Genomic DNA, 25,641 nt, shown 5'->3' on the forward strand with positions numbered 1-25,641 from the left:
CCAGGTGAAGGGCGTCTCGGGCACCTGGCGCGACCTCACCGAGAACGTCAACCAGCTCGCCTCGACCCTCACCACCCAGCTGCGCGCCATCGCCCAGGTTTCCACCTCGGTGACCCGGGGCGACATGACCCAGCGGATCGCGGTCAAGGCGCAGGGCGAGGTCGCCGAGCTGAAGGACAACATCAACCAGATGATCGTCACCCTCAGGGAGACGACCAAGAAGAACGCCGAGCAGGGCTGGCTCGACTCCAACCTGGCCCGGATCGGCGGCCTGCTCCAGGGTCAGCGGGACCTCGGCGAGGTCTGCCGCATGATCATGATGGAGGTGACCCCGCTGGTCGACGCGCAGCTCGGCGCGTTCTTCCTGGAGGACAGCTCCGAGGGGAGCATGCGGCTGCGGCTCACCGCCTCGTACGGCTACGTGGCGCGCGGGCACGACGTGACCTTCGGGCCCGGCGAGGGCATGGTCGGGCAGGCCGCCCTCTCCCGGCGCACGATCCGGGTCAACACGCAGCCCGACGGCCGCCTGGTGCTCCGCTCCGGGCTGGCCGAGACGCCCCCGGCCGATCTGGTGGTGCTGCCCGTGCTCTTCGAGGGCGAGCTGCTCGGCGTGATCGAGTTCGCCGGGGTGACCACCTTTTCCGAGCTGCACCTGTCCTTCCTGGAACGGCTGGTCACCACGATCGGTATCGCGGTGAACACCATCCAGGCCAACCGGCGTACGGAGGAGCTGCTGGCCCAGTCGCAGCGGCTGGCGCACGAACTTCAGGAGCAGTCGGCGGAGCTCCAGCGCACCAACGCCGAGCTGGAGGACAAGGCCCGGCTGCTGTCGGAGCAGAAGGCCAACATCGAGACGCAGAACCGGGAGATCGAACTGGCCCGGCTCGGCCTGGAGGAGAAGGCGCAGCAGCTCACCCGGGCGTCGGCGTACAAGTCGGAGTTCCTGGCGAACATGAGCCATGAGCTGCGTACGCCGCTGAACTCGCTGCTGCTGCTGGCCCGGTTGCTGGCCGAGAACACGGAGCAGAACCTGAGCCCGAAGCAGATCGAGTTCGCGCGGACGATCCACAGCGCCGGCTCCGACCTGCTCTCGCTGATCGACGACATCCTCGACCTGTCCAAGATCGAGGCGGGCCGGATGGACGTGGAGCCGACCGAGGTCCGGTTCGCCGAGATCCGCGGGTACGTCGAGCAGGCGTTCGCCCCGCAGGCCGAGGAGAAGAGCCTCGACTTCCAGGTCCGGGTCAGCAAGGAACTGCCGCCGGCCCTGGTCACCGATGCCCAGCGGTTGCAGCAGATCCTGCGCAACCTGCTCTCCAACGCGGTCAAGTTCACGGACAACGGCGCGGTGACGCTGCGGATCGCGCCGGCCGCGGAGAACGCGGTCTTCGACGTTCCGGCGTTGACCAACGCCCGGCACGTCATCGCGTTCACCGTGATCGACACCGGCATCGGCATCTCCGACGACAAGCTGTCGCTGATCTTCGAGGCGTTCCAGCAGGCCGACGGCACGACCAGCCGGCGGTACGGCGGCACCGGGCTGGGCCTGTCGATCAGCCGGGACCTGGCCCGCCTGCTCGGCGGCACGATCACCGTTTCCTCGGCGCCCGGGCAGGGGTCGACGTTCACCCTCTTCGTACCGGACGTGCTGGCGCCGGACGCGGTGGTCGCGCCGGCGCCGCCGTCGCCGCAGCGCGCGGGCCTGCCGTCATCGCTGCTGATGCCGATGGAGCTGCCCCAGCCGGCGGAGACCCCGGCGACCCGGCGGCTGGAGGGCGTGACCGTTCTGATCGTCGACGACGACGTCCGGAACGTCTTCGCGCTGACCTCCGCGTTGGAGCTTCATGGGATGACCGTGTTGTACTCGGACAACGGGGCGGACGGCGTCCGCCAGCTGGCCGAGCATCCGGAGGTGGACATCGTGCTGATGGACGCGATGATGCCGGACCAGGACGGCTACGAGACGACCCGGCAGATCCGTCGCAACCACCGCTTCGCGGACCTGCCGATCGTCTTCCTGACCGCGAAGGCGATGCCCGGTGACCGGGAGTCGGCGATCGCGGCCGGGGGCAGCGACTACATCACCAAGCCGGTGGACCTGGACGACTTGATCGAGATGATGGCGACCTGGATCAGCCGGAGCCGAGGCGAGGAGACGCAGTGACCCAGACGGCCAAGGCGCTGCTGGTGGACGACCGGCGGGAGAACCTGATGGCCCTTGAGGCCATCCTCCAGGGGCTTCCGGTGCAGTCGGTCGCCGTGGAGAGCGGCGAGGCGGCGCTGAAGCAGCTCCTGGTCGACGACTTCGCGGTCATCCTGCTCGACGCCCAGATGCCCGACATGGACGGCTTCGAGACCGCCACCCACATCAAGCGGCGGGAGCGGACCCGGCACGTGCCGATCATCTTCCTCACCGCGGCGGACAAGGACGCCCAGCTGGCCCTGCGCGGCTACGCGGTCGGCGCGGTCGACTACCTGACCAAGCCGTTCGACCCGTGGGTGCTGCGGGCCAAGGTGTCGGTCTTCGTGGAGCTGTGGGTGAAGACCCGGCAGCTCGCCGCCCAGTCCGACCTGGTGCGGGAGCGGGACCTGCAGTGGCGGGTGCTCACCGAAGCGGTGGACGAGGCGACCGCCCTGCTGCGCGCCGATGACGGACCGGAGGCCCGGGACCGGGCGGTGGACATCCTGGAGCAGGCCCGCTGGGGCAACACCCCCTGAGGCCGCGGCGCGACGTCCGGGCCGCGGCCTCAGGCGTCGGCCGGGCGGCCGTGCCCGTTGGCGGCGCGCCTGGCCCGCCACCGCTCGCCGAGGGCGTCGATCTCCTCCTGCACGAAGAGGAAGAAGTCCCGCATCTCGGCCACCCGCTCGCCGGCCGGCGTGGTCCGCCCGAGGAGCGCGTCCACGCCGCCGTTGGCGATGTCGATGAAGTTCTTGTACAGGCCGGTCTTGGTGATGGTGGCCTCGTACCAGGGGTTGTCCGGCAGCCGGTAGCGATCCCGCCGGGAGCCCTTGACCGGCTCGCGGACCAGCATGGCGAACTGGGTCAGGTAGCGGACCGCGCCGGAGACGGCCGCGGCGCTGACGCCCAGCCGTTCGCCGATCTCGGCGGCGGTCAGCGGCTCGTCCGCGCTCATCACGGTGAAGAGCACCCGGCCGGCCATCCGGGGAAAGCCGACGTCGGCGAACGCCATCGCCATCCGTTCGACGAAGAGGTGGACCTCTTCCTCGTCCCGGCGGGGCAGCTCGATCATCGGCGTCGTCTCCTCGGTGCTCATCACACCCGATCGTCTCTCAGATCTCACTATCTTCACAAGTTTGTGAAACGCGCGTAGCTTCCGAAGCATGGAAACTCCCATTGAGGTGTCCGGCCTGGTGAAGACCTTCGGCCGGACCCGAGCGCTCGACGGACTCGACCTGACCGTGCGCGCCGGAGAGGTGCACGGGTTCCTCGGCCCCAACGGTTCGGGGAAGTCCACCACCATCCGGGTGCTCCTCGGCCTGCTGCGGGCGGACGCGGGGGCCGTCCGACTACTCGGCGGCGACCCCTGGCGGGACGCCGTCGCCCTGCACCGCCGGCTGGCGTACGTGCCCGGCGACGTCACCCTCTGGCCCACCCTGAGCGGCGGTGAGGTCATCGACCTGCTCGGCCGGATGCGCGGCGGGCTCGACCCGAAGCGCCGCGCCGAGCTGCTGGAGTCCTTCGAGCTGGATCCGCGCAAGAAGGGCCGGGCCTACTCGAAGGGCAACCGGCAGAAGGTCGGCCTGGTCGCCGCGCTCGCCTCCGACGTCGAGCTGCTGATCCTCGACGAGCCGACCTCGGGGCTGGACCCGCTGATGGAGGAGGTCTTCCAGCACTGGGTGCACCGCGCCAAGCAGGACGGCCGCACCGTGCTGCTGTCCAGCCACATCCTGGCCGAGGTGGAGGCGCTCTGCGACCGGGTGACGATCATCCGCAACGGCCGGGCCGTGGAGTCCGGCACCCTCGGCGACCTGCGTCACCTGCACCGCACCTCGATCGAGGTCGAGCTGGCCGCCCCGCTGGACGGGCTGGCCGACCTGCCCGGCGTGCACGACCTGCGGGTCGACGGCAGTCGGGTGCGTTTCGACGTGGACGCCGCCGCGCTGGACGCCGCCCTGCGGTGCCTCACCGAGCTGGGCGTACGCAGCCTGATCAGCAAGCCGCCGACGCTCGAGGAGCTGTTCCTGCGGCACTACGAGGCGAACCCGGCCGAGGTGACCGCGTGACCACCCTGGCCGGCACCCGCCACCTGGTCCGGCTGATCCTGCGCCGGGACCGTTTCCTGCTCCCGCTCTGGGTGCTGCTCCTGTCCGTCCTGCCGATGACCTACGCGGCCAGCTTCTTCGATCTCTTCCCGACGGCGGCCCAGCGGGCCGCGTACGCCGCCGGCACGGCCCGCAACCCGTCGATCGTCGCGCTGCTCGGCCCGCTCTACGGCGAGAGCGTCGGCGCGCTGGCCGCCCAGCGCGGCGGGTTCCTGCTCGTGATCGTCGGGCTGGCCAGCCTGCTCACCGTCATCCGGCACACCCGCACCGAGGAGGAGGCCGGTCGGCGGGAACTGCTCGGCGCAACCGTGCTCGGCCGGTACGCCGGGCTGACCGCCGCGCTGCTCGTCACGTACCTGGCCGACCTGCTGCTGGGCCTGCTCACCGCCGCCGGGCTGGCGAGCACCGGGCTGCCCGCGGCCGGCTCGTACGCGTACGGCTTCGCCGTCGCGCTGACCGGCGTCGTCTTCGCGACGATCGGCGGGCTGGCCGCCCAGCTCACCGAGACGGCGGGCGGGGCGCGGGGGATCGGGATCGCGGTCCTCGCCGCCGCCTTCGCGCTGCGGATGGTCGGGGACACCGCCGCCAACGACTGGCCGAGTTGGCTCTCCCCGCTGGGCTGGGCTCCGCGCGTGCGGCCGTACGCGGGGGAGCGCTGGTGGGTGCTGGTGCTGCCGCTGGTCGTGTCGGCCCTGGTGGCGGCGGTCGCGTACCCGGTGTCGGTGCGGCGCGACCTGGGCGCCGGGCTGCTGCCGGCCCGGCTCGGGCGGCCGACCGCCGGTCCCGCCCTCGCCGGGCCGTTCGGACTGGCCTGGCGGCTGCACCGGGGGCAGATCCTCTGGTGGTCGGTCGGCTTCGGCCTGCTCGGGCTGATCCTCGGCGGGGCCGCGAAGGCCGCCGGCCGCTCGGTGGAGGGGAACCCGCAGCTGGAGGAGATCATGGCCCGGATCGGGGGCGCGACCGGGCTGGCCGACGCGTACCTCGGCGCGACGCTCAGCCTGGCCGGCCTGGCGGCGGCCGGGTACGGCGTCCAGGCCGCGCTGCGGATGCGCGCGGAAGAGGTGGCCGGGCGCACCGAGCCGCTGCTGGCCACGGAGACGCACCGTTCGACCTGGCTGCTCTCCCACGCGGCGTTCGCGCTGCTCGGTCCGGCGGTGGTGCTCGCCGCGACCGGTCTCGCCACCGGCCTGACGTACGGGCTGAGCGTGCACGACGTACCGGCCGAGCTGCCCCGGATGCTCGGCGCCGCGCTGGCCCAGGTGCCGGCGGCCTGGGTGCTGGCCGGGTTCGCGGTGCTGCTTTTCGGCCTGCTGCCCCGGCTCGCGCCGGTGGCCTGGGGAGTGCTCGCGGTCTGCGTGCTGCTCGGTCAACTCGGCGCGGTGCTGAAGTTGAGCCAGTGGCTGCTGGACGTCTCCCCGTTCACGCACACCCCGCAGACCCTCGGCCCCGGCTGGAGCGCCACTCCGCTCTGGACCCTCACCGCGCTGGCCCTGGCCCTCTCGGCGCTCGGCCTGGCATCTTTCCACCGCCGCGACGTCCCCACCACCTGACCGGAGCCGCGGCAGGCGTTGATCAAGGGGTTTGCGTCAGGGACCGGCTGCGGTCGGACGCAAACCCCTTGATTGACCAGGAGGGGGTGGGTCAGGCGGCTTCGTTGCGGATCATCAGGGCGCTGCGCAGGCCGGTGATGTCCAGGACGCGGAGGAGGAAATCGCCGACGTTGCTCAGCACCAGCAGGCTCTGGGCGTGGCTGGCCTTGCGGCTGAGCACCACCAGGGTGCCCAGCCCCTGCGAGTCGCAGAAGGTCACCCCGCCCAGGTCGAGCACGATGCGCGGCGGGGCGTCGGTCAACATTTCATTGACGACGGTCGACAGCTGGGCGGCCGTGAGCATGTCGATCTCACCGGCGAGGCGAAGCACAGCTTCATCGCCCGTCCGGTGTACCGCGATGGACAGTTCGGCACGATCCACCGCGTCAGCCTAGCGCGATCTCAACCACCGGGCCCGCCTAGCCACGGCCGTTCGTCGATCATGCGGTCGCCGCGCGGGGCGTGAGCCCGGTAACCCGCGGTGCGGGGTGGCTGCCGACCGGCCGTCCGGCGCTGACACAATGGCGGCATCGTGACCGAGACCCTTTCCGCCGGATCCGGCCGCTACCCGGCCGAGGCACCGGCCTCCGAGGCCCTGTTCGACCGCGCCAAGGCCATCGTGCCCGGCGGGGTGAACTCCCCCGTGCGTGCGTTCCGTGCCGTCGGCGGCACCCCGCGCTTCATGGTCCGGGGGGAGGGTCCCTGGCTCTTCGACGCCGACGGTCGCCGCTACGTCGACCTGGTCTGCTCCTGGGGTCCGCTGATTCTCGGGCACGCCCACCCGGAGGTGGTCGAGGCGCTGCGCGAGGCCGCCGCGCTCGGCACCAGCTTCGGCACCCCGACCCCCGGCGAGGTCGACCTGGCCGCGGAGATCGTCGCGCGTACCCCGGTCGAGCAGGTCCGGCTGGTCAACTCGGGCACCGAAGCGACGATGTCGGCGATCCGGCTGGCCCGTGGCTTCACCGGCCGCGCCAAGATCGTCAAGTTCTCCGGCTGCTACCACGGCCACTCCGACGCGCTGCTCGCCGCCGCCGGCTCGGGCGTGGCCACCTTCGGCCTGCCCGACTCGCCCGGCGTGACCGGGGCGGCCGCCGGCGACACCATCGTGCTGCCGTACAACGACCTCCGCGCGGTGGAGCAGGTCTTCGCCGCCGAGGGCCCGCACATCGCCGCGGTCATCACCGAGGCAGCCGCCGGCAACATGGGCGTGATCGCCCCGCAGGACGGCTTCAACCAGCAGCTCGCCCGGATCGCCCACGCGCACGGCGCGCTGCTCGTCGTCGACGAGGTGATGACCGGGTTCCGGGTCTCCCGCGCCGGCTGGCACGGCCTCGACGCCTCCGACGCGGACCTGTGGACGTACGGGAAGGTCATGGGTGGGGGCCTGCCCGCCGCGGCGTTCGGCGGCCGGACGGAGATCATGGCGAAGCTGGCCCCGGCCGGCCCGGTCTACCAGGCCGGCACCCTCTCCGGTAACCCGCTCGCCTGCGCCGCCGGCCTGGCCACGCTGCGGCTGGCTGACGACGCCCTCTACCGCAAGCTCGACGAGACGGCCGCCGTGGTGGGCAAGCTCGCCGCCGACGCGCTGGCCGCCGCCGGCGTCCCGCACCGGCTGTCGTACGCGGGCAACATGTTCTCGATCTTCTTCACCGACGCCGACGTCGTCGACTACGACAGCGCCCGCACCCAGCAGGTGCCCGCGTTCAAGGCGTTCTTCCACGCGATGCTCGCCGCCGGCGTCTACCTGCCGCCGAGCGCGTTCGAGTCGTGGTTCGTGTCGACGGCGATCGACGCCGCCGCCCTCGAGCAGATCGCCGATGCTCTGCCCGCGGCGGCGGCAGCGGCGGCAGTGGCCGGAAACGGGGAGCAGCGGTGAGCGGGAGGAGTGAGCCGGGCCTGCGAGCCCCGCAGTCGCGAACGAAGGGGGCACCCGTGAGCGGGAGGCGTGAGCCGGGCCTGCGAGCCCCGCAGTCGCGAACGAAGGGGGCGCGGTCGTGAGCGAGACGGTGGTCCACGTGCTGCGGCACGGCGAGGTGCACAACCCGGACGGCATCCTGTACGGCCGGCTGCCCGGCTTCCGCCTCTCCGAGCTGGGCGTCCAGATGGCCAAGGCCGCCGCCCAGGCGCTCGCCGAGCGGACCGTGGTGCACGTGGTGGCCAGCCCGCTGGAGCGCGCCCAGCAGACCGCCGAGCCGATCGCCGCCCAGTTCGGGCTGCCGGTCGGGGTGGACGAGCGGCTGATCGAGAGCGCCAACTGGTTCGAGGGCAAGAAGGTATCCCCGGGCGACGGCTCGTTCCGCGACCCGCGCAACTGGTGGGTGCTGCGCGACCCGGTCACCCCGTCCTGGGGCGAGGCGTACCGGGTGATCGCCGAGCGGATGTTCGCCGCGCTGCACGCCGCCCGGGTGGCCGCCGAGGGCCGCGAGGCCGTGCTCGTCTCCCACCAGCTCCCCATCTGGACCCTGCGGCGGTACGTCGAGCGCAAGCGCCTCTGGCACGACCCGCGCCGGAGGCAGTGCGGCCTGGCCAGCCTCACCTCGTTCCACTTCGACGGTGCCAAGATCGTCGGCATCGGGTACACCGAGCCGGCGGCCCACCTGATCGCGATCTCGCCGACCGCGCGGACGGCCAAGGGAGCCTGATGCGCACCCGGAGGCTCGTCGCCGCCCTGCTCTCCGCCATCGCCGCCGGCACGGCGCTGGTCGGCTGCTCCTCCGGAAGTCAGGAGAGCCGCTGTTCGGACCGGAAGGGCGTCATCGATTGCGCCCCCGACCAGCGGTCGAAGGCCCCCAAGCTCGCCGGTGACCTGCTCACCGGCGGCCGGTACGACGTCGCCCAGGACCGGGGCAAGGTCGTGGTGGTCAACTTCTGGGGTTCCTGGTGCGCGCCCTGCCGCGCCGAGGCGGACGACCTGGAGGCCACCTACCAGGCGACCAAGGGTTCCGGGGTCACCTTCCTCGGCATCAACGTGCAGGACAGCAAGGACAAGGCGCTCGCCTTCGAGGAGGGCCGGGTCAGCTACCCGAGCCTCTTCGACCCGGCGAGCCGGCTGGCGCTGGCCCTGGACATCCCGCCGAACACCATCCCGGCCACCGTCGTGCTCGACCGCGAGGGCCGGATCGCCACGGTGATCCGGGCCGCGGTCACGCAGGAGGGGCTGCGCCCCACCGTCGAGCGGATCGCGGCCGAGCAGCCCGCGTCCGGATCCCGCTGATGGGCGAGACGTTCCGCCAGCTCGCCGAGTCCGGCCCGCTGCTGCTGGCCGTCGGCGCGGCGGCCCTCGCCGGGCTGGTCAGCTTCCTCTCCCCGTGCGTGCTGCCGCTGATGCCCGGCTACCTGTCGTACGTGACCGGACTGGCCGGTGCCGACCTGGAGGGCCGGCCCCGGGCCGAGACGACGCCGCCCGCCCCGGGCGACGGCCCGACCGGGGGCGGGGTGGCCGTCGCGGCACCCCCCGAGGCCCGGACCAGGGCCGCGGTCAAGGCGCGGGTGCTGACCGGCACGCTGCTCTTCATCGCCGGTTTCACCGCCGTGTTCGTCGCCACCGCGGTCCTCTTCTCCGGCGTCGGCAAGCTCTTCTTCCAGCACGAACGCACGCTGGAGATGGTCATCGGCGCGCTCATCGTGCTGCTCGGGCTCGGCTACCTCGGGGTGATCCCCGGCCTGCAGCGCGAGTTCCGCATCCAGCGGCTGCCGGCCGCCGGCCTGCTCGGCGCGCCCGTCCTCGGTGTGGTCTTCGCGCTCAGCTGGGTGCCGTGCACCGGCCCGACGCTGAGCGCGGTGCTCGGCATGGCGACGGTCGACGGTCGGACCGACCGGGCGGTGCTGCTCGCCGTGGCGTACTGCCTCGGGCTGGGGGTACCGTTCGTCGTCTTCGGGCTGGGCTTCCACCGCCTGCTCGGGGTGTTCCGCGCCGTACGGCGCAACAGCCGCTGGGTCACCCGGGTCGGTGGTGCGCTGCTGATCCTGATCGGCCTGGCGCTGGTCACCGGCGGCTGGCAGAACTTCGTGATCTGGCTGCAGACGCACGTGGGCACGGGCGAGGTGAGCATCTGATGACGACCGTGGACGACCGGCCGGCCGGCCCCCCGGCCGAGGCGCCCCGGCGGCGGCCCAACCCGGTACTGGCCCTGCTGCGCAACTCCTGGCGGCAACTCACCAGCATGCGTACCGCGCTGATCCTGCTCTTCCTGCTCGCGGTCGCCGCCATCCCCGGTTCGGTGCTGCCGCAGCGCGGGGTCAACCCGGAGAAGGTCAACCAGTACTTCGTCGACCACCCCGACCTCGCGCCCCGGCTCGACCAGATCGGCATGTTCGAGGTCTTCGGCTCGGTCTGGTTCTCCGCGATCTACCTGCTGCTGTTCACCTCGCTGATCGGCTGCATCCTGCCCCGGGCCCGCGACCACTTCCGGGCGCTCCGGATGAGGCCGCCGGCCGCGCCGAAGCGGCTCGACCGGCTGCCCCAGCACGCGGTGCTGGAGGCACCGGCCGCCGCCGACGCCGAGGCGATCGCGGCGGTGCTGCGCCGCCGCCGCTGGCGGGTGGTGATCCGTGGCGACGAGGTCTCCGCCGAGAAGGGCTACCTCAAGGAGACCGGCAACCTGCTCTTCCACGTCTCGCTGGTCGCCGTCCTGCTCGGGGTCGCGCTCGGCTCCTGGTACGGCTGGCACGGCATCAAGCTGCTGGTGGCAGGTGAGGGCTTCTGCAACACCCGCCAGCAGTACGCCGAGGCCACTCTCGGCCCGCGAGTGGACAGCGCCGACCTGCCGCCGTTCTGCCTCTCCCTCGACCATTTCGACGCCAAGTACCTGCCGTCCGGGCAGCCGGACCACTACTCGGCCACGGTGACCGTGGACCACCTGGACAGCGGCGTGAAGCGGACCGCCAACTTCTCGGTCAACTCGCCGCTGCGGCTCGGCTCGGCCAACGTCTACCTGCTCGGCCACGGGTACGCCCCGATCCTGCGGTACACCGACCGGTACGGCCGCAGCCAGACCAGCACCACCCCGTTCCTGACCACCGGCGACAACAACGTCACCGAGGAGGGTGTGGCCGCGTTCCCGGACGCGAACGTCGACCCGAAGACCGGCAGGCGCGCCCCCGACCAGCAGGTCGCCTTCGACGGGCTCTACCTGCCGACCGCGCCGGACAGCCCGCCGTTCGCCGCCTCGGCGTGGCCGGAGGAGCGGAACCCGGCCGTGGTGCTGGTCGCGTACCGGGGCAACCTCGGGCTGGACGCCGGCATCCCCGGCTCGGTCTACAAGCTCGACCAGCGGCAGATCGACAACGGCAAGCTCAAGCAGATCGGTGACAAGAAGCTGGGCGTCGGCGAGAGGTGGACGCTGGACGACGGCAGCACGCTGGAGTTCCTCGGCACCAGGCCGTACGCCAACATCTCTGTCCGGTACGCCCCGGGGCAGACGCTGCTGCTGGGCGCCTGCGTGACGCTGCTCGCCGGGCTGATGGGCTCGCTGTTCGCCCGACGGCGGCGGGTCTGGTTCCGGGTCACGCCCCCCGAGAATGGATCTCCGACGAGCGGTAGTAGCTTGGTGGAGGCCGGTGGGCTGCCGCGCACCGAGCATCCGGGGTTCGCCGACGAGTTCGCGCAGCTCGTCGGCGCGGTGAGCGACGACGGGCGGGACGGCCGGCGGGCGCGAGAAGGAGACGAGTGATGTCCGCACTCTCCGACCAGCTGGTCACGTACGCGATCCTGGCGTACCTGGTCGCCATGATCAGCCACGCCGTCGAGTACGCGCTCGGCAACGCCCGCGCGGTGCCGGCGAAGGCCGCCGCCCCCGCCCGGGAGTTGGTCGGCGCGGGCGTCGGCGGTGCCGGCGGAACCGTCGAGGAGCGCGCCGTACCGGCCGAGACCCGGCCCGGTCGCTCGGCCGGGCGGGCCGTGGTGGCCGGGAAGACCGCCGCCTGGGTCACCGCGCTCGCCGCGGCACTGCACCTGGGCGCGCTGGTCACCCGGGGCGTCGCCGCCGAGCGGATGCCCTGGGGCAACATGTACGAGTTCGTGCTGACGGTCACCTTCATCGGGGCCGCGGCGTGGCTGGCCGTGCTCTGGAAGCGCCCGCAGCTGCGCCGGCTCGGGCTGTTCCTCACCCTGGTCATGGTGCTGCTGCTGGCGTTCGCCGAACTGAAGCTCTATGTGCAGGTCACGCCGCTGATGCCGGCGCTGCAGTCGTACTGGTTCGTCATCCACGTGTCGACCATCGTCTTCGCCTCCGGCATCTTCCTGCTGGGCGTGGTGCCAGCGGCGTCCTATCTGATGCGGTCCGGCTGGGAGCAGGGGAAGCGGAGCTTCCCGTACACCCTGGCCCGCCGGCTGCCGTCCGCGGCCGGCCTGGAGCGGCTGACCTTCGCGCTGCACGCCTTCGCCTTCCCGATCTTCACCTTCGCGGTGATCGCCGGGGCGATCTGGGCCGAGGCGGCCTGGGGTCGGGCCTGGGGCTGGGACCCGAAGGAGACCTGGGCCTTCATCTCGTGGGTGGTGTACGCCGGCTACCTGCACGCCCGGGCCACCCCGAGCATCAAGCGCAACATGGCCACCTGGATCGCCATCCTGGGCTTCCTGACCATGCTGATGAACCTGTTCGGAGTCAACTTCTTCTTCACCGGCCTGCACTCGTACGCCGGGGTCAGCTGACCTGTATCCGCCGACCGCCGGGAGCCCCGCGGCTTTCGGCGGTCGCGGCGTCTCAGCGGGCCGGTCGCCGGGCGCTCAGCACCCCGTCGACGCGCAGGGTGATCTGGTAGGCCACCTCGGGCAGGTCGGCCAGGTCGAGCCGGTCGGCCCGCAGGGCGAACTGGGCGTGCAGCTCCCGGGCGACGGCGTCGCGGATCTCGGCCTGGAGCGGGGTGAGGCCGTCCGGGTCGCCCACCACGTACGCGTCGTTCATGCCCCCATGATGCGCGTCGGCGGCCGGCCGGGACAGGCCCCGTGGTCCTGTCCCGGCCGTCGCGGGATGTGGCAGCACACTGCCTGGGAGTGGGCTTCGCTTCCGTCAGGGGAGCTGTCCGGCGCGGTCGACCACGGCGATCTTCAGCACTGCGGTCGAGTTGACCGACGTTCCGGCGGTCAATCCGTACGCGTCCCGTGCCAGCACCTCGTGCTCGCCGAGGAAGGCGTGGGTCGTCCGGTCGAAGATGAGTTCGACCCGCAGGCCCTGCACCTCGTCGCGGGCCAGGGCCACCCCGGCCCGGCCCGCCGCGTCGGTCACGTCGCCGACGACCCGTACGCCGGGGATCCGGGCGACGGCCTCGAAGACCGCGGCCAGCGACGCCGGCGACAGGTACGCCTCCCGGATCAGGTCGCCGGCGGCGGCGAAGGCCTCCTGGTCGCGGGGATTCTTCGTCCCATCGGCACTGCGGTACAGGTGACGCAGCATGCCATCGGCGTCGGTGGGCAGGGCGGCCCGGTAGCCGGGTACCGGAGTGCACTTCACCTGCGCAGCCGTGCCGTTCTTGGACACGGTGCTGGTCCCGCCGCGGCAGCCGGGGAGCGGCAGGTCGCGCGGGCCGCCGCCGCTGTCGGTCCGGACCAGCCCGTCCCGGGTGCCGTCGGCGGAGAGCCAGACCCGGCGTAGGGCCGGGGTGATCGTGGCCCGCTCCGATCCGTCCTCGTGCACGCTCATCGTGACGGTGCGCGACTCGACGTAGACGAACTGGTCGCCCCGGACGCTGAGCGCTGGCCGGTGGTGGGCCTGGTCGGCGGCTCCGGCGAGGATGCGGTCGGCGGCGGAGGCGGTCGACACCGGAGTCCGCTCCCCGAAGGAGACCACCTGGGTGGCCAGTACGCCGACGGTCACCGCGGCGGCGAGCCCGCCGACCGCCGCCAGCCGCCAGCCGAGCCGGGGAGCCGGGAACCGCCGCCAGGCCCGGGTCGGTTGGGTGGCCTCGGTGAGCACCCGGTGCCGGAGCCGGGCGGGCGGCGTGGCGGTGGGCGGGTCGAGGGTGCGGCCCAGTTCGGTCAGCGACTTCAGGTCGTTCATCGGTTCACCTCGGTGATGTCGGTCGGGTCGCTGTCGCCCAGTGCGGCGCGCAGCTTGCGGCGGGCCCGGTGCAGGCGCGAGCGCACCGTGCCGATCTTGATCTGGAGCGTCTCGGCGATCTCCTCGTAGCTGAGGTCGCCCCAGGCGACGAGGAGCAGCACGTCCCGGTCCCCGGGGGAGAGTCGGCGCAGCGCCTCGGCCAGCGGCCTCCGGGTCGATCGGGCGGTGACCGACGCGACGATCTGGTCGGCGAAACTCTCGACGATGTCGCTGTCGGCGGCCCGGCCCAGTGCCCGCCAGTGGGCCTCCTCGGCCCGACGCCGACTCGCGATCTCCCTGGTCAGGATGCCGCAGAGCCAGGGCCGGGCGTCGGTGCGGGCCAGGTCGTACGCGCTGCGGCGGCGGAAGGCGGCGACGAAGGTGTCGGCCACCACGTCCTCGGCGAGTGCCGGTCCCACCCGGCGGTACGCGTACCGGTAGAGCTGGCCGGCGTACCGGTCGTAGAGCAGGCTGAACTGTTCGGCGTCCTGGTGGGACGCCGCGATGGCCGTGGCGTCGTCGACGTCTCGGCCACCGGCCACCGTCAACACGGCGGGGCGGTTTGTTGGTGCCGAGTCATGAGGAATCTCCCGTCCACGAGTGATCTGTCACCCTGTCTCTGCGCGAGCGGGGTTCCGGGTTCACGCCGGGCCGGAGTGGTGCTCAGCCGCCGAACCAGCCGGGGACGTCGAGGCGGAAGACGTCGGCCGGGACCATCCGGCGCAGGTCGTCCTCGAGAGCCGCGACCCGGTCGGCGCCCAGGGTCGCCGCCCAGCGGTCGCGGAGCTGGTCGAAGACCACGGCGGATCGGCGCAGCCCGTCGAGTCCCTTTCCGGTCACCCGGACCAGCTTGCGGCGCGCGTCCGCGGGGTCGTCGGCCCGTTCCAGGTAGCCGAGCGCCACCAGCCGGTCCACCGTCTTGCCGGCCGCCTGCTTGGAGACACCGAGGCGTTGGCCCAGGTCGGAGGCGGTGGTGCCGGTGGGGCCGACCGCCTGGAGGACGAAGCCGTGGGCCGGGCGCAGCTCGGGGTGCCCCTGCCGGGCCAGTTCCGCGTGCAGGTCGTCGATGAGGGTGCGGAATCCGGCGAGCAGCAGCAGCGGAAGCGCGAAGCCAGGGCGGTCAGGCGTTGCCATGTTCGACAACCTCGTTTACTATCTCGTCAACCACGTTGACTATTCTACGCGAGAGGCCCCGTCATGTCCCGACCGGCATTCACCGCCCACACCCCGGAGACCGCGCCCGCCGCCGCCCGGCCGATCATGGCCGGCGTGCACCGCAAGCAGGGCCACCTGCCCACCGCCGTCGCCCTGATGGCCGAGTCGCCGGAACTGCTCAAGGGTTTCCTCGGCGCCACCGCCGTCTTCGAGTCCACCGACCTCGACGCGGTCGCCCGGGAGGTGGTGGTGCTCACCGTCGCCACCCGCAACGAGTGTCACCTCTGCGTGGCCATGCACACCGCCGTCCTGGCCCGGCACGACGGCACGACCGGGCTGGTCGCGGCGCTGCGCGCCGGCACCCCGCTGCCCGAGCCGCGACTGGAGGCGCTGCGCCGGTTCACCCTGGCCGTGCTCGACCACCGGGGCGGTGTTCCCGACGACGACCTGGACGCCTTCCTCGCCGCCGGGTGGCAACCGCGGCACGCGCTGGACGTGGTGCTCGGCGTCGGGACGTACACCATCTCGACCTTCGCCAACCGGCTGACCGACGCCCCGCTCGACCCACCACTCGCCGGGTATGCCTGGTCGCCGCAGAGGTGAGCGTGGCCGGGCTGCCCGGCACGGCCCACGGGACGCCCGCTCCCGCCGCGTTTCCCGTCCCTCGCACCGGGAAGCCGCGGTCGGCGGCGACGACGAGGGAGGCCGGCGGTGGCGGACCGGTACCGAACGGGCGGCGGCGCGCCGAGCGACCCGGACGGGCCGAGCGGCCGGTTGGCGCATTGGCTCGCCGCCACCACGCTCGCCGACATCCCGCCGGACGTCCGGTCCCGTGCCCGTCACCTGACGCTGGACGGGATCGGTTGCCTTCTGGTCGGCGCGCGACTGCCCTGGTCCGCCATCGCCGTGCGCGCCCTGGTCGGCGCCGAGCCGGGCAGCAGCCTGATCGCGGGTTGGGCCCGTTCGGCGTCCCCGTCCACCGCGGTCCTGCTCAACAGCAGTTTCATCCAGGGGTTCGAGCTGGACGACTTCTCGTACCGGATCCCTTGGCACTCCAACTCCGTGCTGCTGCCGACCGTCCTGGCGGTGGTGGGGATGCGTCCGGCGGTCACCGGGGCCGATCTCCTCCGGGCCGCCATCCTCGGGTGCGAGACCGGCTGCCGGGCGGGTCTGGCGCTGCACGGCCCGGAGTTGACCGCACGGGGCTGGCACTCGGGCGTGGTCTTCGGCGGTATCGGGGCGGCGGCCGCCGCCGGGGTGCTGTATGGGTTCACCCCGGCCCGGTTCGAAGACGCCCTCGGGATCGCCGCGACCCAGTCGTCCGGCCTGATGGCGGCGCAGTACGAGTCGATGGTGAAGCGGATGCAGCACGGCTTCGCGGCCCGCAACGGGTTCGTCGCGGCGCTCCTCGCCGCCAGCGGATACGTCGGCGTCAAGCGGGTGTTCGAACGCCCCTACGGCGGTTTTCTCGCCGTGTACGGCGAGGGGCACCACCCCGACGTGGCGTGCGTCGACGCCGCGCTGGGCGATCGGTGGTACTCGGCGGAGCGCACGGTGAAGCCGTACGCGGCCATGGGTTACACCCACCCCGCCATCGAGGCCGCCCTGGCCCTCCGAAAGGACGAGCAGCTCAAGGCTCGCGATGTCACCCGGGTCACCATCGAGGTGGCCGAAGGAGTCCTCGGGCACACCGCCTTCGCGGTGCGCCGGCCCCTCGACAGCACCGTCGCGCAGATGTCGGTGACCTACTCGACCGCGGTCGCCCTCGTCGACGGGGCGGCGTCGATGGAGCAGTTCCGGCCGGACCGCGTCGACCGGGACGACGTGTGGCGGCTGATCGAGCTGACCCGGGTGTCCGGCGACGGGCGCCCGTCCGGATCGGCGAACCGCGCCCGGCTCCGGGTGCTGACCAGGGACGGCAGGGCGTACGAGCGGTGCGTCGACCGGCCGCTCGGCTCGCCGGAACGCCCGCTCACCGACGCCCAGATCATCGAGAAGTACCGCGAACTGACCGGCCGGGTGGTCGACCGGCGCCGCCAGCGGGCCATCGAGGAACTGGTGCTGCGGCTGGACGAACGTCCCGACGCACCTCGGGAACTCCTCGACCTGCTGGCGCCCGCCGTCGGCGATCCGTTCGCGTGACCACCGGGTGCGTCACCGGCTGCGGCGGCCCCCACATGGTCGACCCCGGGCCGGTGCGGGAGACTGGCTGTCATGGCGGCTCGTGGCTTCCCGTACACCGACCTCAAGGACTTCCTCGCGGCCCTGGAGCGCGCGGGCGAGCTGCGGCGGGTGAGTGTCCCGGTCGACCCCACGCTGGAGATCAGCGAGGTGGTCACCCGGACCGTCCGGGCCGGCGGCCCGGCGCTGCTCTTCGAGCGGCCGACCCGCGGCGAGCTGCCGGTGGCGATCAACCTGTTCGGCACCGAGAAGCGGATGGCGATGGCGCTCGGCGTCGACACGCTGGACGAGATCGGCGAGCGGATCGGCGGGCTGATCAAGCCGGACCTGCCGGTCGGCTGGTCCGGCATCCGCGAGGGCCTGGGCAAGGTCATGCAGCTCAAGTCGGTGCCGCCGCGCAAGGTGAAGACCGCACCCTGCCAGCAGGTGGTGTACTCCGGTGACGACGTCGACCTCAACCGGCTGCCCGGCCTCCAGGTGTGGCCCGGCGACGGCGGGATCTTCCACAACTACGGGCTCACCCACACCAAGCACCCGGAGACCGGCAAGCGGAACCTCGGCCTCTACCGGCTCCAGCAGCACAGCCGGAACACGCTGGGCATGCACTGGCAGATCCACAAGGACTCCACCGCACACCACGCCGTCGCCGAACGGCTCGGCCAGCGCCTGCCGGTCGCCATCGCCATCGGCTGCGACCCGGTGGTCTCGTACGCCGCGACCGCGCCGCTCCCCAGCGACATCGACGAGTACCTGTTCGCCGGCTTCCTGCGCGGCGAGCGGGTGGAGATGGTCGACTGCCTGACCGTGCCGTTGCAGGTTCCGGCGCACGCCCAGGTGGTGCTCGAGGGCTACCTGGAGCCCGGCGAGCGGCTGCCCGAGGGCCCGTTCGGTGACCACACCGGCTTCTACACCCCGGTCGAGCCTTTCCCGGTGCTGCACGTCGAGACAATGACCATGCAGCGCGACGCGGTCTACCACTCGATCGTCACGTCCAAGCCGCCGCAGGAGGACCACGGCCTCGGCAAGGCCACCGAGCGGATCTTCCTGCCGCTGCTCAAGCTGATGATCCCGGACATCGTCGACTACGACCTGCCGGCCGCCGGTGTCTTCCACAACTGCGCGATCGTCTCCATCCGCAAGCGCTACCCGAAGCACGCGCAGAAGGTGATGAACGCGATCTGGGGCGCGCACCTGATGTCGCTGACCAAGCTGATCGTGATCGTCGACGAGGACTGCGACGTGCACGACTACAACGAGGTCGCGTTCCGCGCCTTCGGCAACGTCGACTACGCCCGGGACCTGCTGGTCACCGAGGGCCCGGTCGACCACCTCGACCACTCGTCGTACCAGCAGTTCTGGGGCGGCAAGGCGGGCATCGACGCGACCCGCAAGCTGCCCACCGAGGGCTACACCCGGGGCTGGCCGGAAGAGATGACCATGTCGCCCGAGGTGACCTCGCTGGTCGACAAGCGCTGGAAGGAGTACGGGATCTGATGACGGCCGTGCTGGAGCCCGTCGAACGTCCGGGTCGGGTCAAGTCCTTCCTCAAACTGGTCGCGATCGAACACTCGGTCTTCGCGCTGCCGTTCGCGTACCTCTCGGCGCTGACCGCGATGCAGGTCGAGGGCGGGCACGTCCGCTGGCTCGACCTGCTGCTGATCACCGTGGCGATGGTCGGGGCGCGGACCTTCGCCATGGCCGCCAACCGGATCCTCGACCGGCGGATCGACGCCCGGAACCCCCGCACCGCGAACCGGGAGCTGGTCACCGGGGCGGTGAGCGTGCGCACGGCCTGGACCGGGGCGGCCGTCGCACTGGTGGTCTTCCTCGCCGCCGCCGCCCTGCTCAACCCGCTCTGCCTGGTGCTCGCGCCGCTCGCCGTGGTCCCGTTGGTCGTCTACCCGTACGGCAAGCGGTTCACCAACTGGCCGCACGCCATCCTGGCGATCGCCCAGGCGGTCGGCCCGATCGGCGCGTGGCTGGCGGTCACCGGCACCCTCGCCGGCTCCTGGCCGGCCTGGCTGCTCGGCGCCGCCGTCGGCCTCTGGATCGGCGGCTTCGACCTGATCTACGCCTGCCAGGACGCCGACGTGGACCGGGAGATCGGGGTGCACAGCGTCCCCGCCCGGTACGGGCTGCGCTTCGCGCTGCACGCCTCCACGGCGGCGCACGTGATCACGTTCGCGCTGTTCATCTGGTTCGGCGCGCTGGTCGGCTTCGGCTGGCTGTGGTGGATCGGGCTGGCGCTCACCGCGGCCGCCTTCGGCTACCAGCACCTGGTGGTCAACCCGGCCGACCTCAGCAAGGTCAACCGGGCGTTCTTCACCGCCAACGGCTTCGTCGGCATCGCGCTGTTCGTCTTCGCCCTGCTCGACCTGGTGATCCGCCTCGGCCTGCGTCCCTGAAGCGCGGCTCAGCCGCCGGCGGTGACCGGATAACGGGCGCTCTCCAGCGTCCAGTCGACGGTGCCCCGGATCGCGGCGGCCACCCCGTCGAGATGGGTGGCGACCGACTCGTCCAGCGCCGGACCGAACGACGGCACGGCGGCGCGCAACGCCGTGAAGCGGGCCATCTCGGCCCGCCAGCGCGCGGCGACCAGCTCCACCGCCGCCTCCACCGGCACGCCCCGCTCGGCGGCCACCGCCAGCACCAGGTTGTGGCCCCCGGCCGTGGCCTGGTCCCGGTCCAGCGAGGCGATGTCGTTGAACCAGGAGAGCAGATCGTTGGCGAGCTGGCCCAGCCGGCGCAGCGCGGGGTGGTGGTAGACCGCGTCGGGCAGCGGGCGGCGGGCCGCGAACTCGATCAGCGGGTATGCCACGTACGCGGCCGAGGTGGCCCGGCGGAGCTCGATGTACTCGTCGACCCCGGGCGGGCGGCCGGCGCCGCGGGCCACCGCCTGCCGCCAGACGCCGTCGAGGTGGTCGGCGACCGCGTCGGCGAAGCGCAGCCGCCAGCGGGCCGGCATCCGGCGCCGGGGCTCGCGCCAGGCCCGCACCAGCAGCCGGCGTAGCGGGCCGGAGAAGCCGGGCTGCCGGGCCCGGGGCCCCTCCCGGAGCAGGGCGAGGGCGCCGTCCCGCAGCGCCCGGATCGGGGCGGGATCCGGCCGGCCCGGGCCGTCGCAGGCGTCGTCGACCAGGAAGAACCAGGCGAACAGCGCGGTCAGCGTCCGCAGGTCGGGCTCGCTGGCGTCCGGGTAGAGCCGGCCGGCGTATCGGGCGAAGCCGGCCCGGGCCAGCCGCTTCCGGTCGGCGGCGTCCAGTGGCAGATCGAGCGCGTCGAGCTGGTCGACCAGCCAGTCCTGCACCCGGTCGGCGTGCGGAGAGAGCCGGGGCGCGATCGGGCAGTCGGACCGCAGCGACCGGAGCACCGCCGCCGTCATCACCGGTCCCTTCCATGGACGTGGATCGCCGACGGAAGCATGGCAGGTTGTCGGGCCGGCCGTTGTCCGGGTGGACAACGCCGCTTGTCGTGGGACAACCAGGACGTCCGGGACGGTACGTTCCGGGGGTGCCTGCCCGGGACCGGAGCCGACCAGGCACGCTTGACGGCATGCGCGAACCATGGGTGGTCGGCGTTTCCGGGGCGTCCGGCACGCCGTACGCGGCTGCGGTCGTCCGCGGCCTGCTCGACGCCGGTGCGGCGGTGGACCTGATCGTCTCCCGGGCCGCCCGGTTGACCATCCTCGATGAGACCGGCCGGCCGTTCCGGGACGGGCACTGGGCCGAGGACCTCGCGGCCTGGCTGGGCCGCGACCTCACCGGCGCTGATCTGCGGCACTGGCCCGCCGGTGACCTGGCCGCCGGCCCCAGCAGCGGCTCCTACCGGGCACGCGGGATGGCGGTCGTCCCGGCGAGCACGGCGGCCTGCGCCGGCATCGCGATCGGGCTCTCCAAGGACCTGTTGCAGCGCGCCGCCGAGGTGAATCTGAAAGAGCGGCGGTCGGTGGTGGTGGTGCCCCGGGAGACCCCGGTGACCCGCAGCCACCTCGAGCACCTCATCGCGCTGCACGACGCCGGTGCCGTCGTGCTGCCGGCCAGCCCCGGCTTCTACGGGGCCGGGGCGGCGGCCTCCGCCCAGCAACTGGTCGACTTCGTGGCTGGCAAGGTGCTGGACGCGCTCGGCGTGCCGCACACCCTGTTCCGGCGCTGGTCGGGTGAGCTGGCGGCGGCCCGACGGGACGCGGAGCGGGCCTGACGCCCGGTCCGCGCCCCGATCGGTGCCGACTCAGTACATGCCGGCGTTCGCCGGGCCCGGTCCGGTCGAGGCGGTCGGGCCCATGTTGCGCGCCTTGCCCATGTCCTCCGCCTCGTCCAGCATGCCCTCCCCTTCAAGCAGGGCTCGCACCTCGGATTCCCGAAACCGGCGATGCCCGCCTGGAGTCCGGATGCTGCCTATCCGGCCGGCCGCTGCCCATCTGGTCACGGTCTTCGGGTCAACCCGAAACAGCGCAGCGACCTCTCCCGGTGTCAGCAGGCGATCTCCAGTGTCCACAGCCCCCTCCTCGCGTCGACGAAGCCCCCGGCTGAACACACTGCCCCCGGCCGGTGCGAGCCCAGAGCCGTCATGAGGGACGTATGGCAATTACAGCACCGGCGGCCTAGCCTGTCCGCCAAACGCGAAAAACGCACATGATGAGAAGTTAGTAAATGGTACCGGCGAAGAGCCCCCATGGCGATCCGTTTGTGAATGGCAACGTGATGTCATGTTCAACTGGTGCCGGCCGTCTCACGTTACGGTGGAACGGATAGGGTCACTCTCCGTGGACACGATCGACCTGAGCCTCGTGGAGCTGCTGCGCGGCAACGCCCGCCTGTCCTACGCGGAGCTGGCCCGCCAGGTCGGGCTCTCCGCCCCGGCCGTGCACGAGCGGGTCGGCAAGCTCGAGTCGGGCGGGGTCATCCGGGCCTACCGGGCCGAGGTCGAGCCGGAGGCGATCGGGCTCGGGGTCACCGCGTTGATCGGCATCGTCGAGGACTCCACAGCCGACACCGACGACGTGCTGGAGGCGTTCCGGCAGATGCCGGAGATCGAATCCTGCTACTTCATGGCCGGGGTCGAGTCCTTCCTGCTCAAGGCTCGGGTGGGCACCATCGCCGAGCTGGAGCAGCTGATCGTCCGGCTGAACCGGACGCCGGGGGTCGCCTCCACCCGGACCGGCATAGCGCTGTCCACCAAGTGGGAGAACCGCCCGCAGCCGGTCGAGCCGCCCGCCTCCTGACCTCGCCACCCGGTGTGTCCAGCCGGGTCCCGGCGACCTCGACCGGGGGCACGGCAGAATCGGTCGCCTCGGGCGAGCGGCGGACCGGCACGGGCCGGGCGGCTCTGGTCTCGATCCGCTTGCGGCGTTAGCGTGCGCCGATGACGAACTCGACGCGGGGCGCGGCCGTGGTGACCGGGGCGGCCGGCGGGCTGGGGCGGGCGATCGCCGCCGCGCTGCACGCCGACGGCTGGCGGGTCCTGCTCACCGACGTGGACGCCGAGGCCGTGGCCACCACCGCCGCGCCGCTCGGCGGCTGGTCCCGCCCGTTCGACGTACGCGACGAGGCGGCCTGCGCCGAGGTGGCCGCCGCGGCGGCGGGCGCCGACGGTGGGCTGGGCCTCTGGGTGAACAACGCCGGCATCCTGGCCACCGGCCCGGCCTGGACGCACGACGCGGCGACCCGACGCCGGCTGGTCGAGGTGAACGCGCTCGGGGCGATGAACGGCACCCTCGCCGCCCTGGCCGTCATGCGGCGGCAGGGGCACGGGCACGTGCTCAACATCGTGTCCCTCGCCGGCCTGATCGCCGCCCCGGGGGAGACCGTCTACGCGGCCAGCAAGCACGCCCTGCTCGCGTTCAGCCTCGGCACCCTCACCGACCTGCGGATGGCCGGCGTTCAGGGCGTACACGTGTCGTGCCTGTGCCCGGACGGGATCTGGACGCCGATGCTGCACGACAAGCTGGACGACCCGGGTGCCCTGGCCTCCTTCACCGGGACGCTGCTGACGCCGGAGCAGGTGGCCGCGCGGGCCGTGCGGCTGGCCCGGCGCCCGCGCCCGGTGGTCACCCTGCCGCGCTGGCGCGGCGCCCAGGTCCGGCTCCTCGACACCTTCCCCCGGCTGGCCCTGGCGTTGACCCCGGTGGTCCGGGCGGCGGGCCGGGCCGGCCAGCGCCGGCAGGCCCGACGGACCCGCCCGGACGCGAGCCGACCTCACTTGTAACGTTGCCGGCGTGACTCATCTCGACCGGTGTGACGAGGCCAGCCGGACCTGGGTGACCGAGGCGATCGCCACGGTCGAGGCGGACGCCAACCGCTCAGCCGACACCCACCTCCTGCCCTTCCCGCTGCCCCGGGCGTGGGGGATCGACCTCTACCTCAAGGACGAGTCGGTGCACCCCACCGGCTCACTCAAGCACCGGCTAGCCCGCTCGCTCTTCCTGTACGGCCTGTGCAACGGCTGGATCGGCCCGGAGACCGCGATCATCGAGGCGTCCTCCGGGTCGACCGCCGTCTCCGAGGCGTACTTCGCCCGGATGCTGGGGCTGCCGTTCATCGCGGTCATGCCGGCCTCCACCTCGCCGGAGAAGATCGCCCAGATCGAGTTCCAGGGCGGGCGCTGCCACCTGGTCCACGACCCGGCGAAGGTGGTGATCGAGGCGCGCTGGCTCGCCGAGGACACCGGCGGGCACTTCATGGACCAGTTCACCTACGCCGAGCGGGCCACCGACTGGCGCGGCAACAACAACATCGCCGAGTCGATCTATGCCCAGCTCGCGCTGGAGCGGCACCCCGTGCCGGCCTGGATCGTGGTGGGCGCCGGCACCGGCGGCACCAGCGCCACCATCGGCCGGTACGCCCGCTACCAGCGGCTGCCCACCAAGCTCTGCGTGGTCGACCCGGAGAACTCCGCCTTCTACCCCGCCTGGCAGGCCGCCGACTGGTCGGTACGGACCGACCGCGGCTCCCGGATCGAGGGCATCGGGCGGCCCTGCGTCGAGGCGTCCTTCCTGCCCTCCGTGGTGGACCGGATGGTCCGGGTGCCGGACGCCGCCTCGCTGGCCGCGATGCGGGCCGGGTCGAACGTGCTCGGCCGTCGGGTCGGCGGCTCCACCGGCACCAACCTGTGGGGCGCGTTCGGATTGATCGCCGAGATGCTCGCCGCCGGCCGGACCGGCTCGGTGGTCACCCTGATCTGCGACCCCGGGGACCGCTACGCCAACACCTACTACGCCGACGAGTGGGTGGCCGGGCAGGGGTTGGACCTCGCCCCGCACCTGGCCACCATCGACCGGTTCCTCGCCACCGGCGCCTGGCCGGCCTGACGGGTCAGCGCGACCCGATCCGCTCGGCCAGCCCGGGGTAGCGGACCACGAAGCCCTCCGGGTCCACGTCCAGGTCGGCGGTGAAGGTGCCGCTCGCGAAGCGGACCCGACCGGGCCCGAGCGAGGTGTAGACCTGCTCGACGGGGACCACGACCAGGCTGGGCACCAGGACCCACGCGGCGGTGATCTGCCGGGCCAGGTCCGCCGGGGCCCGGCCCAGCCCGAGCCGGCGCACCGGCAGGGTGTTGAACAGCGGCGACCCGCCCAGGTCGACGTCGAGCGCCTCGATCAGCCGCTCCGGCTCGTCGGTGCCCGGCAGCCCGCCCGGCGGGTGGCCGGCCGCCTGCAACGCCGCGTCCAGGTCGCCCTCTTCGCCGGTCCGCACCTGCCAGCCGTCGCCGCCCCGCTCCAGACGTACGCTCCGCGCCCAGCCGGCCCCCTCGACCTCGGCCTCCAGCCGGCTGGTCGCCCAGTCCGCGTCGACCGTCAGCCGGTACCGGCAGGTGTACGGGATCGGGTCGACGGCCAGCGCCACGCCCTGCGCGGCGAGACCCTGACGGTCGTTGAGTACGACGTGCTCGGAGCCGGCGGTGTCGGTCCTGGCCCAGAAGAGGGACTTCGGCATGGTCGGCATGAACCGGACGTTACGCCACCGGACGGGCACCGGCTCGGGATGCGGAAACGCCGCCGCCGGGCGGGTGGCCCGACGGCGGCGTCCCGTCGTCGCATCAGGTCAGTGGGTGCGTGCCGGCGGGCGCCCGCCGAAGCCCCGCCGGTCGTCCCGGCCCCGGGTCTCCGGCCGGAAACCGCCCCGCCGGTCCGGGGACCGGAAGTCCCCACCCCGCTCGCCGAAACGCCGGTCAGCCCGGCCGTCGCCGTCGCCGAACCGGCGCTCGTCGCGGTCCCGGTCGAACGGGCCGCGCTCGCCGCGGTCGGCGAACCGACGCTCCCCGCGCCCCTCGCGGTGACCGAAGTCGCGTCCGCCGCTCGGCCGGTCGTCGAGGCGTCGGTCCGCGCCCGAATCACGCTCGCCGGCACCCCGTCGGTCGCCGAACCGGCGGTCGTCCCGGTCGCCGAAGCGCCGCTCACCGCG

27 protein-coding genes and 1 pseudogene are annotated in these 25,641 nt (G+C 72.7%); 18 read left to right on the plus strand and 10 right to left on the minus strand.

All coding sequences use genetic code 11. The annotated features are described in order from the left end of the window. Together ACL02O_RS27090 and ACL02O_RS27095 are read left to right on the plus strand one after the other, a co-directional pair. A partial coding sequence (locus ACL02O_RS27090; protein WP_412820990.1) for a hybrid sensor histidine kinase/response regulator occupies positions 1 to 2,164 on the plus strand: 2,164 nt, incomplete at its 5' end. Further along, a complete protein-coding gene (locus tag ACL02O_RS27095; RefSeq protein ID WP_412820991.1) occupies positions 2,161 to 2,718 on the plus strand; it encodes a response regulator in 558 nt (185 codons plus the stop codon). The genes ACL02O_RS27090 and ACL02O_RS27095, both read left to right, overlap by 4 nt. A 29-nt stretch (positions 2,719 to 2,747) precedes the next feature. Here ACL02O_RS27095 and ACL02O_RS27100 read toward each other — a convergent pair whose 3' ends face one another. Further along, entirely contained in the window at positions 2,748 to 3,275 is a 528-nt protein-coding gene (locus ACL02O_RS27100) for a GbsR/MarR family transcriptional regulator (protein WP_412820992.1), read from the minus strand. A 67-nt stretch (positions 3,276 to 3,342) separates the two neighbouring features. Between ACL02O_RS27100 and ACL02O_RS27105 the strand changes: the two genes are divergently transcribed. Further along, a complete protein-coding gene (locus ACL02O_RS27105; RefSeq protein WP_412820993.1) occupies positions 3,343 to 4,245 on the plus strand; it encodes an ABC transporter ATP-binding protein in 903 nt (300 codons plus the stop codon). Then, positions 4,242 to 5,834, plus strand: a complete 1,593-nt coding sequence (locus ACL02O_RS27110; RefSeq protein ID WP_412820994.1) for an ABC transporter permease — start codon at positions 4,242 to 4,244, stop codon at positions 5,832 to 5,834. The genes ACL02O_RS27105 and ACL02O_RS27110 overlap by 4 nt, the downstream gene beginning before the upstream one ends. Positions 5,835 to 5,925: 91 nt before the next feature. Here the strand turns inward: ACL02O_RS27110 and ACL02O_RS27115 are convergent, their stop codons facing one another. Further along, positions 5,926 to 6,255, minus strand: a complete 330-nt coding sequence (locus ACL02O_RS27115; protein WP_412820995.1) for an STAS domain-containing protein — start codon at positions 6,253 to 6,255, stop codon at positions 5,926 to 5,928. 150 nt (positions 6,256 to 6,405) lie between these two features. Between ACL02O_RS27115 and hemL the strand changes: the two genes are divergently transcribed. From hemL to ccsB, 6 genes are all read left to right on the plus strand, one after another. Further along, on the plus strand, positions 6,406 to 7,749 hold the full coding sequence (hemL, locus tag ACL02O_RS27120) for a glutamate-1-semialdehyde 2,1-aminomutase (RefSeq protein ID WP_412820996.1): 1,344 nt from the start codon (positions 6,406 to 6,408) through the stop codon (positions 7,747 to 7,749). A 118-nt stretch (positions 7,750 to 7,867) separates the two neighbouring features. Continuing rightward, positions 7,868 to 8,515: a histidine phosphatase family protein gene (locus ACL02O_RS27125; protein ID WP_412820997.1), complete on the plus strand. Its 648-nt coding sequence runs from the start codon at positions 7,868 to 7,870 to the stop codon at positions 8,513 to 8,515. After that, positions 8,515 to 9,087 (plus strand): TlpA family protein disulfide reductase, encoded by a 573-nt coding sequence (locus ACL02O_RS27130; RefSeq protein ID WP_412820998.1) that lies wholly within the window; start codon positions 8,515 to 8,517, stop codon positions 9,085 to 9,087. The genes ACL02O_RS27125 and ACL02O_RS27130 overlap by 1 nt, the downstream gene beginning before the upstream one ends. Beyond that, a complete protein-coding gene (locus ACL02O_RS27135) occupies positions 9,087 to 9,929 on the plus strand; it encodes a cytochrome c biogenesis CcdA family protein (protein WP_412820999.1) in 843 nt (280 codons plus the stop codon). Before ACL02O_RS27130 ends, ACL02O_RS27135 begins: the two co-directional genes overlap by 1 nt. Then, complete coding sequence (gene resB, locus ACL02O_RS27140; RefSeq protein WP_412821000.1) at positions 9,929 to 11,545, plus strand: cytochrome c biogenesis protein ResB; 1,617 nt, start codon at positions 9,929 to 9,931, stop codon at positions 11,543 to 11,545. The genes ACL02O_RS27135 and resB overlap by 1 nt, the downstream gene beginning before the upstream one ends. Continuing rightward, positions 11,545 to 12,525 (plus strand): c-type cytochrome biogenesis protein CcsB, encoded by a 981-nt coding sequence (gene ccsB / locus ACL02O_RS27145; RefSeq protein WP_412821001.1) that lies wholly within the window; start codon positions 11,545 to 11,547, stop codon positions 12,523 to 12,525. The genes resB and ccsB overlap by 1 nt, the downstream gene beginning before the upstream one ends. A 52-nt stretch (positions 12,526 to 12,577) precedes the next feature. On the opposite strand, the gene ACL02O_RS27150 is transcribed toward ccsB, so the two are convergent. The 4 genes from ACL02O_RS27150 to ACL02O_RS27165 all read right to left on the minus strand — a co-directional run bounded on the left by ACL02O_RS27150 (position 12,578) and on the right by ACL02O_RS27165 (position 15,043). Continuing rightward, a complete protein-coding gene (locus tag ACL02O_RS27150) occupies positions 12,578 to 12,778 on the minus strand; it encodes a hypothetical protein (protein WP_412821002.1) in 201 nt (66 codons plus the stop codon). Positions 12,779 to 12,883: 105 nt separating this feature from the next. Continuing rightward, positions 12,884 to 13,870, minus strand: a complete 987-nt coding sequence (locus ACL02O_RS27155; protein WP_412821003.1) for a CU044_5270 family protein — start codon at positions 13,868 to 13,870, stop codon at positions 12,884 to 12,886. Beyond that, entirely contained in the window at positions 13,867 to 14,451 is a 585-nt protein-coding gene (locus tag ACL02O_RS27160; protein WP_412821004.1) for an RNA polymerase sigma factor, read from the minus strand. The genes ACL02O_RS27155 and ACL02O_RS27160 overlap by 4 nt, the downstream gene beginning before the upstream one ends. Positions 14,452 to 14,572: 121 nt before the next feature. Beyond that, positions 14,573 to 15,043 (minus strand): MarR family winged helix-turn-helix transcriptional regulator, encoded by a 471-nt coding sequence (locus ACL02O_RS27165; RefSeq protein WP_412821005.1) that lies wholly within the window; start codon positions 15,041 to 15,043, stop codon positions 14,573 to 14,575. 63 nt (positions 15,044 to 15,106) lie between these two features. Between ACL02O_RS27165 and ACL02O_RS27170 the strand changes: the two genes are divergently transcribed. From ACL02O_RS27170 to mqnP, 4 genes are all read left to right on the plus strand, one after another. Further along, the gene (locus ACL02O_RS27170; RefSeq protein ID WP_412821006.1) at positions 15,107 to 15,667 is read left to right on the plus strand and encodes a carboxymuconolactone decarboxylase family protein; all 561 of its coding nucleotides are present in this window, start codon (positions 15,107 to 15,109) and stop codon (positions 15,665 to 15,667) included. A 108-nt stretch (positions 15,668 to 15,775) separates the two neighbouring features. Continuing rightward, positions 15,776 to 17,206, plus strand: coding sequence for an MmgE/PrpD family protein (locus ACL02O_RS27175; protein WP_412821007.1), 1,431 nt, complete (start codon positions 15,776 to 15,778; stop codon positions 17,204 to 17,206). 72 nt (positions 17,207 to 17,278) lie between these two features. Then, positions 17,279 to 18,739, plus strand: coding sequence for a menaquinone biosynthesis decarboxylase (locus ACL02O_RS27180; protein WP_412821008.1), 1,461 nt, complete (start codon positions 17,279 to 17,281; stop codon positions 18,737 to 18,739). Further along, positions 18,739 to 19,650, plus strand: coding sequence for a menaquinone biosynthesis prenyltransferase MqnP (gene mqnP / locus ACL02O_RS27185; RefSeq protein WP_412821009.1), 912 nt, complete (start codon positions 18,739 to 18,741; stop codon positions 19,648 to 19,650). Before ACL02O_RS27180 ends, mqnP begins: the two co-directional genes overlap by 1 nt. A gap of 8 nt (positions 19,651 to 19,658) precedes the next feature. Here the strand turns inward: mqnP and ACL02O_RS27190 are convergent, their stop codons facing one another. Continuing rightward, positions 19,659 to 20,624 carry a terpene synthase family protein gene (locus ACL02O_RS27190; RefSeq protein ID WP_412821010.1) on the minus strand — a complete coding sequence of 322 codons (966 nt, stop codon included), beginning with the start codon at positions 20,622 to 20,624 and terminating at the stop codon, positions 19,659 to 19,661. A gap of 170 nt (positions 20,625 to 20,794) precedes the next feature. Between ACL02O_RS27190 and ACL02O_RS27195 the strand changes: the two genes are divergently transcribed. Next, the gene (locus tag ACL02O_RS27195) at positions 20,795 to 21,439 is read left to right on the plus strand and encodes a UbiX family flavin prenyltransferase (RefSeq protein WP_412821011.1); all 645 of its coding nucleotides are present in this window, start codon (positions 20,795 to 20,797) and stop codon (positions 21,437 to 21,439) included. Between the two features lie 30 nt (positions 21,440 to 21,469). Here the strand turns inward: ACL02O_RS27195 and ACL02O_RS27200 are convergent, their stop codons facing one another. Then, positions 21,470 to 21,736 carry a BldC family transcriptional regulator gene (locus ACL02O_RS27200; protein WP_013473529.1) on the minus strand — a complete coding sequence of 89 codons (267 nt, stop codon included), beginning with the start codon at positions 21,734 to 21,736 and terminating at the stop codon, positions 21,470 to 21,472. A gap of 268 nt (positions 21,737 to 22,004) precedes the next feature. Between ACL02O_RS27200 and ACL02O_RS27205 the strand changes: the two genes are divergently transcribed. From ACL02O_RS27205 to cds1, 3 genes are all read left to right on the plus strand, one after another. Beyond that, positions 22,005 to 22,463, plus strand: a complete 459-nt coding sequence (locus ACL02O_RS27205; protein WP_412821012.1) for an Lrp/AsnC family transcriptional regulator — start codon at positions 22,005 to 22,007, stop codon at positions 22,461 to 22,463. Between the two features lie 140 nt (positions 22,464 to 22,603). After that, positions 22,604 to 23,446 (plus strand): SDR family NAD(P)-dependent oxidoreductase, encoded by an 843-nt coding sequence (locus ACL02O_RS27210; protein ID WP_412821013.1) that lies wholly within the window; start codon positions 22,604 to 22,606, stop codon positions 23,444 to 23,446. A 10-nt stretch (positions 23,447 to 23,456) separates the two neighbouring features. Further along, the gene (cds1, locus tag ACL02O_RS27215; protein WP_412821014.1) at positions 23,457 to 24,548 is read left to right on the plus strand and encodes an L-cysteine desulfhydrase Cds1; all 1,092 of its coding nucleotides are present in this window, start codon (positions 23,457 to 23,459) and stop codon (positions 24,546 to 24,548) included. Positions 24,549 to 24,552: 4 nt separating this feature from the next. Here the strand turns inward: cds1 and ACL02O_RS27220 are convergent, their stop codons facing one another. Then, complete coding sequence (locus tag ACL02O_RS27220; RefSeq protein WP_412821015.1) at positions 24,553 to 25,173, minus strand: putative glycolipid-binding domain-containing protein; 621 nt, start codon at positions 25,171 to 25,173, stop codon at positions 24,553 to 24,555. A gap of 108 nt (positions 25,174 to 25,281) precedes the next feature. Next, positions 25,282 to 25,641 (minus strand): annotated as a pseudogene (locus ACL02O_RS27225) (DEAD/DEAH box helicase); the annotation flags it as partial.

Source organism: Micromonospora mangrovicola (genome assembly GCF_047200535.1).
Lineage (GTDB): Bacteria > Actinomycetota > Actinomycetes > Mycobacteriales > Micromonosporaceae > Micromonospora.

What these genes read in the sequence shown, in the direction of transcription:
- ACL02O_RS27100 (WP_412820992.1), bottom strand. Translation starts at nt 3,275, where the DNA reads ATGAGCACCGAGGAGACGACGCCGATGATCGAGCTGCCCCGCCGGGAC.
- ACL02O_RS27105 (WP_412820993.1), top strand. Translation starts at nt 3,343, where the DNA reads ATGGAAACTCCCATTGAGGTGTCCGGCCTGGTGAAGACCTTCGGCCGG.
- ACL02O_RS27130 (WP_412820998.1), top strand. Translation starts at nt 8,515, where the DNA reads ATGCGCACCCGGAGGCTCGTCGCCGCCCTGCTCTCCGCCATCGCCGCC.
- ACL02O_RS27135 (WP_412820999.1), top strand. Translation starts at nt 9,087, where the DNA reads ATGGGCGAGACGTTCCGCCAGCTCGCCGAGTCCGGCCCGCTGCTGCTG.
- resB (WP_412821000.1), top strand. Translation starts at nt 9,929, where the DNA reads ATGACGACCGTGGACGACCGGCCGGCCGGCCCCCCGGCCGAGGCGCCC.
- ccsB (WP_412821001.1), top strand. Translation starts at nt 11,545, where the DNA reads ATGTCCGCACTCTCCGACCAGCTGGTCACGTACGCGATCCTGGCGTAC.
- ACL02O_RS27150 (WP_412821002.1), bottom strand. Translation starts at nt 12,778, where the DNA reads ATGAACGACGCGTACGTGGTGGGCGACCCGGACGGCCTCACCCCGCTC.
- ACL02O_RS27155 (WP_412821003.1), bottom strand. Translation starts at nt 13,870, where the DNA reads ATGAACGACCTGAAGTCGCTGACCGAACTGGGCCGCACCCTCGACCCG.
- ACL02O_RS27165 (WP_412821005.1), bottom strand. Translation starts at nt 15,043, where the DNA reads ATGGCAACGCCTGACCGCCCTGGCTTCGCGCTTCCGCTGCTGCTGCTC.
- ACL02O_RS27170 (WP_412821006.1), top strand. Translation starts at nt 15,107, where the DNA reads ATGTCCCGACCGGCATTCACCGCCCACACCCCGGAGACCGCGCCCGCC.
- ACL02O_RS27180 (WP_412821008.1), top strand. Translation starts at nt 17,279, where the DNA reads ATGGCGGCTCGTGGCTTCCCGTACACCGACCTCAAGGACTTCCTCGCG.
- mqnP (WP_412821009.1), top strand. Translation starts at nt 18,739, where the DNA reads ATGACGGCCGTGCTGGAGCCCGTCGAACGTCCGGGTCGGGTCAAGTCC.
- ACL02O_RS27190 (WP_412821010.1), bottom strand. Translation starts at nt 20,624, where the DNA reads ATGACGGCGGCGGTGCTCCGGTCGCTGCGGTCCGACTGCCCGATCGCG.
- ACL02O_RS27195 (WP_412821011.1), top strand. Translation starts at nt 20,795, where the DNA reads ATGCGCGAACCATGGGTGGTCGGCGTTTCCGGGGCGTCCGGCACGCCG.
- ACL02O_RS27210 (WP_412821013.1), top strand. Translation starts at nt 22,604, where the DNA reads ATGACGAACTCGACGCGGGGCGCGGCCGTGGTGACCGGGGCGGCCGGC.
- ACL02O_RS27220 (WP_412821015.1), bottom strand. Translation starts at nt 25,173, where the DNA reads ATGCCGAAGTCCCTCTTCTGGGCCAGGACCGACACCGCCGGCTCCGAG.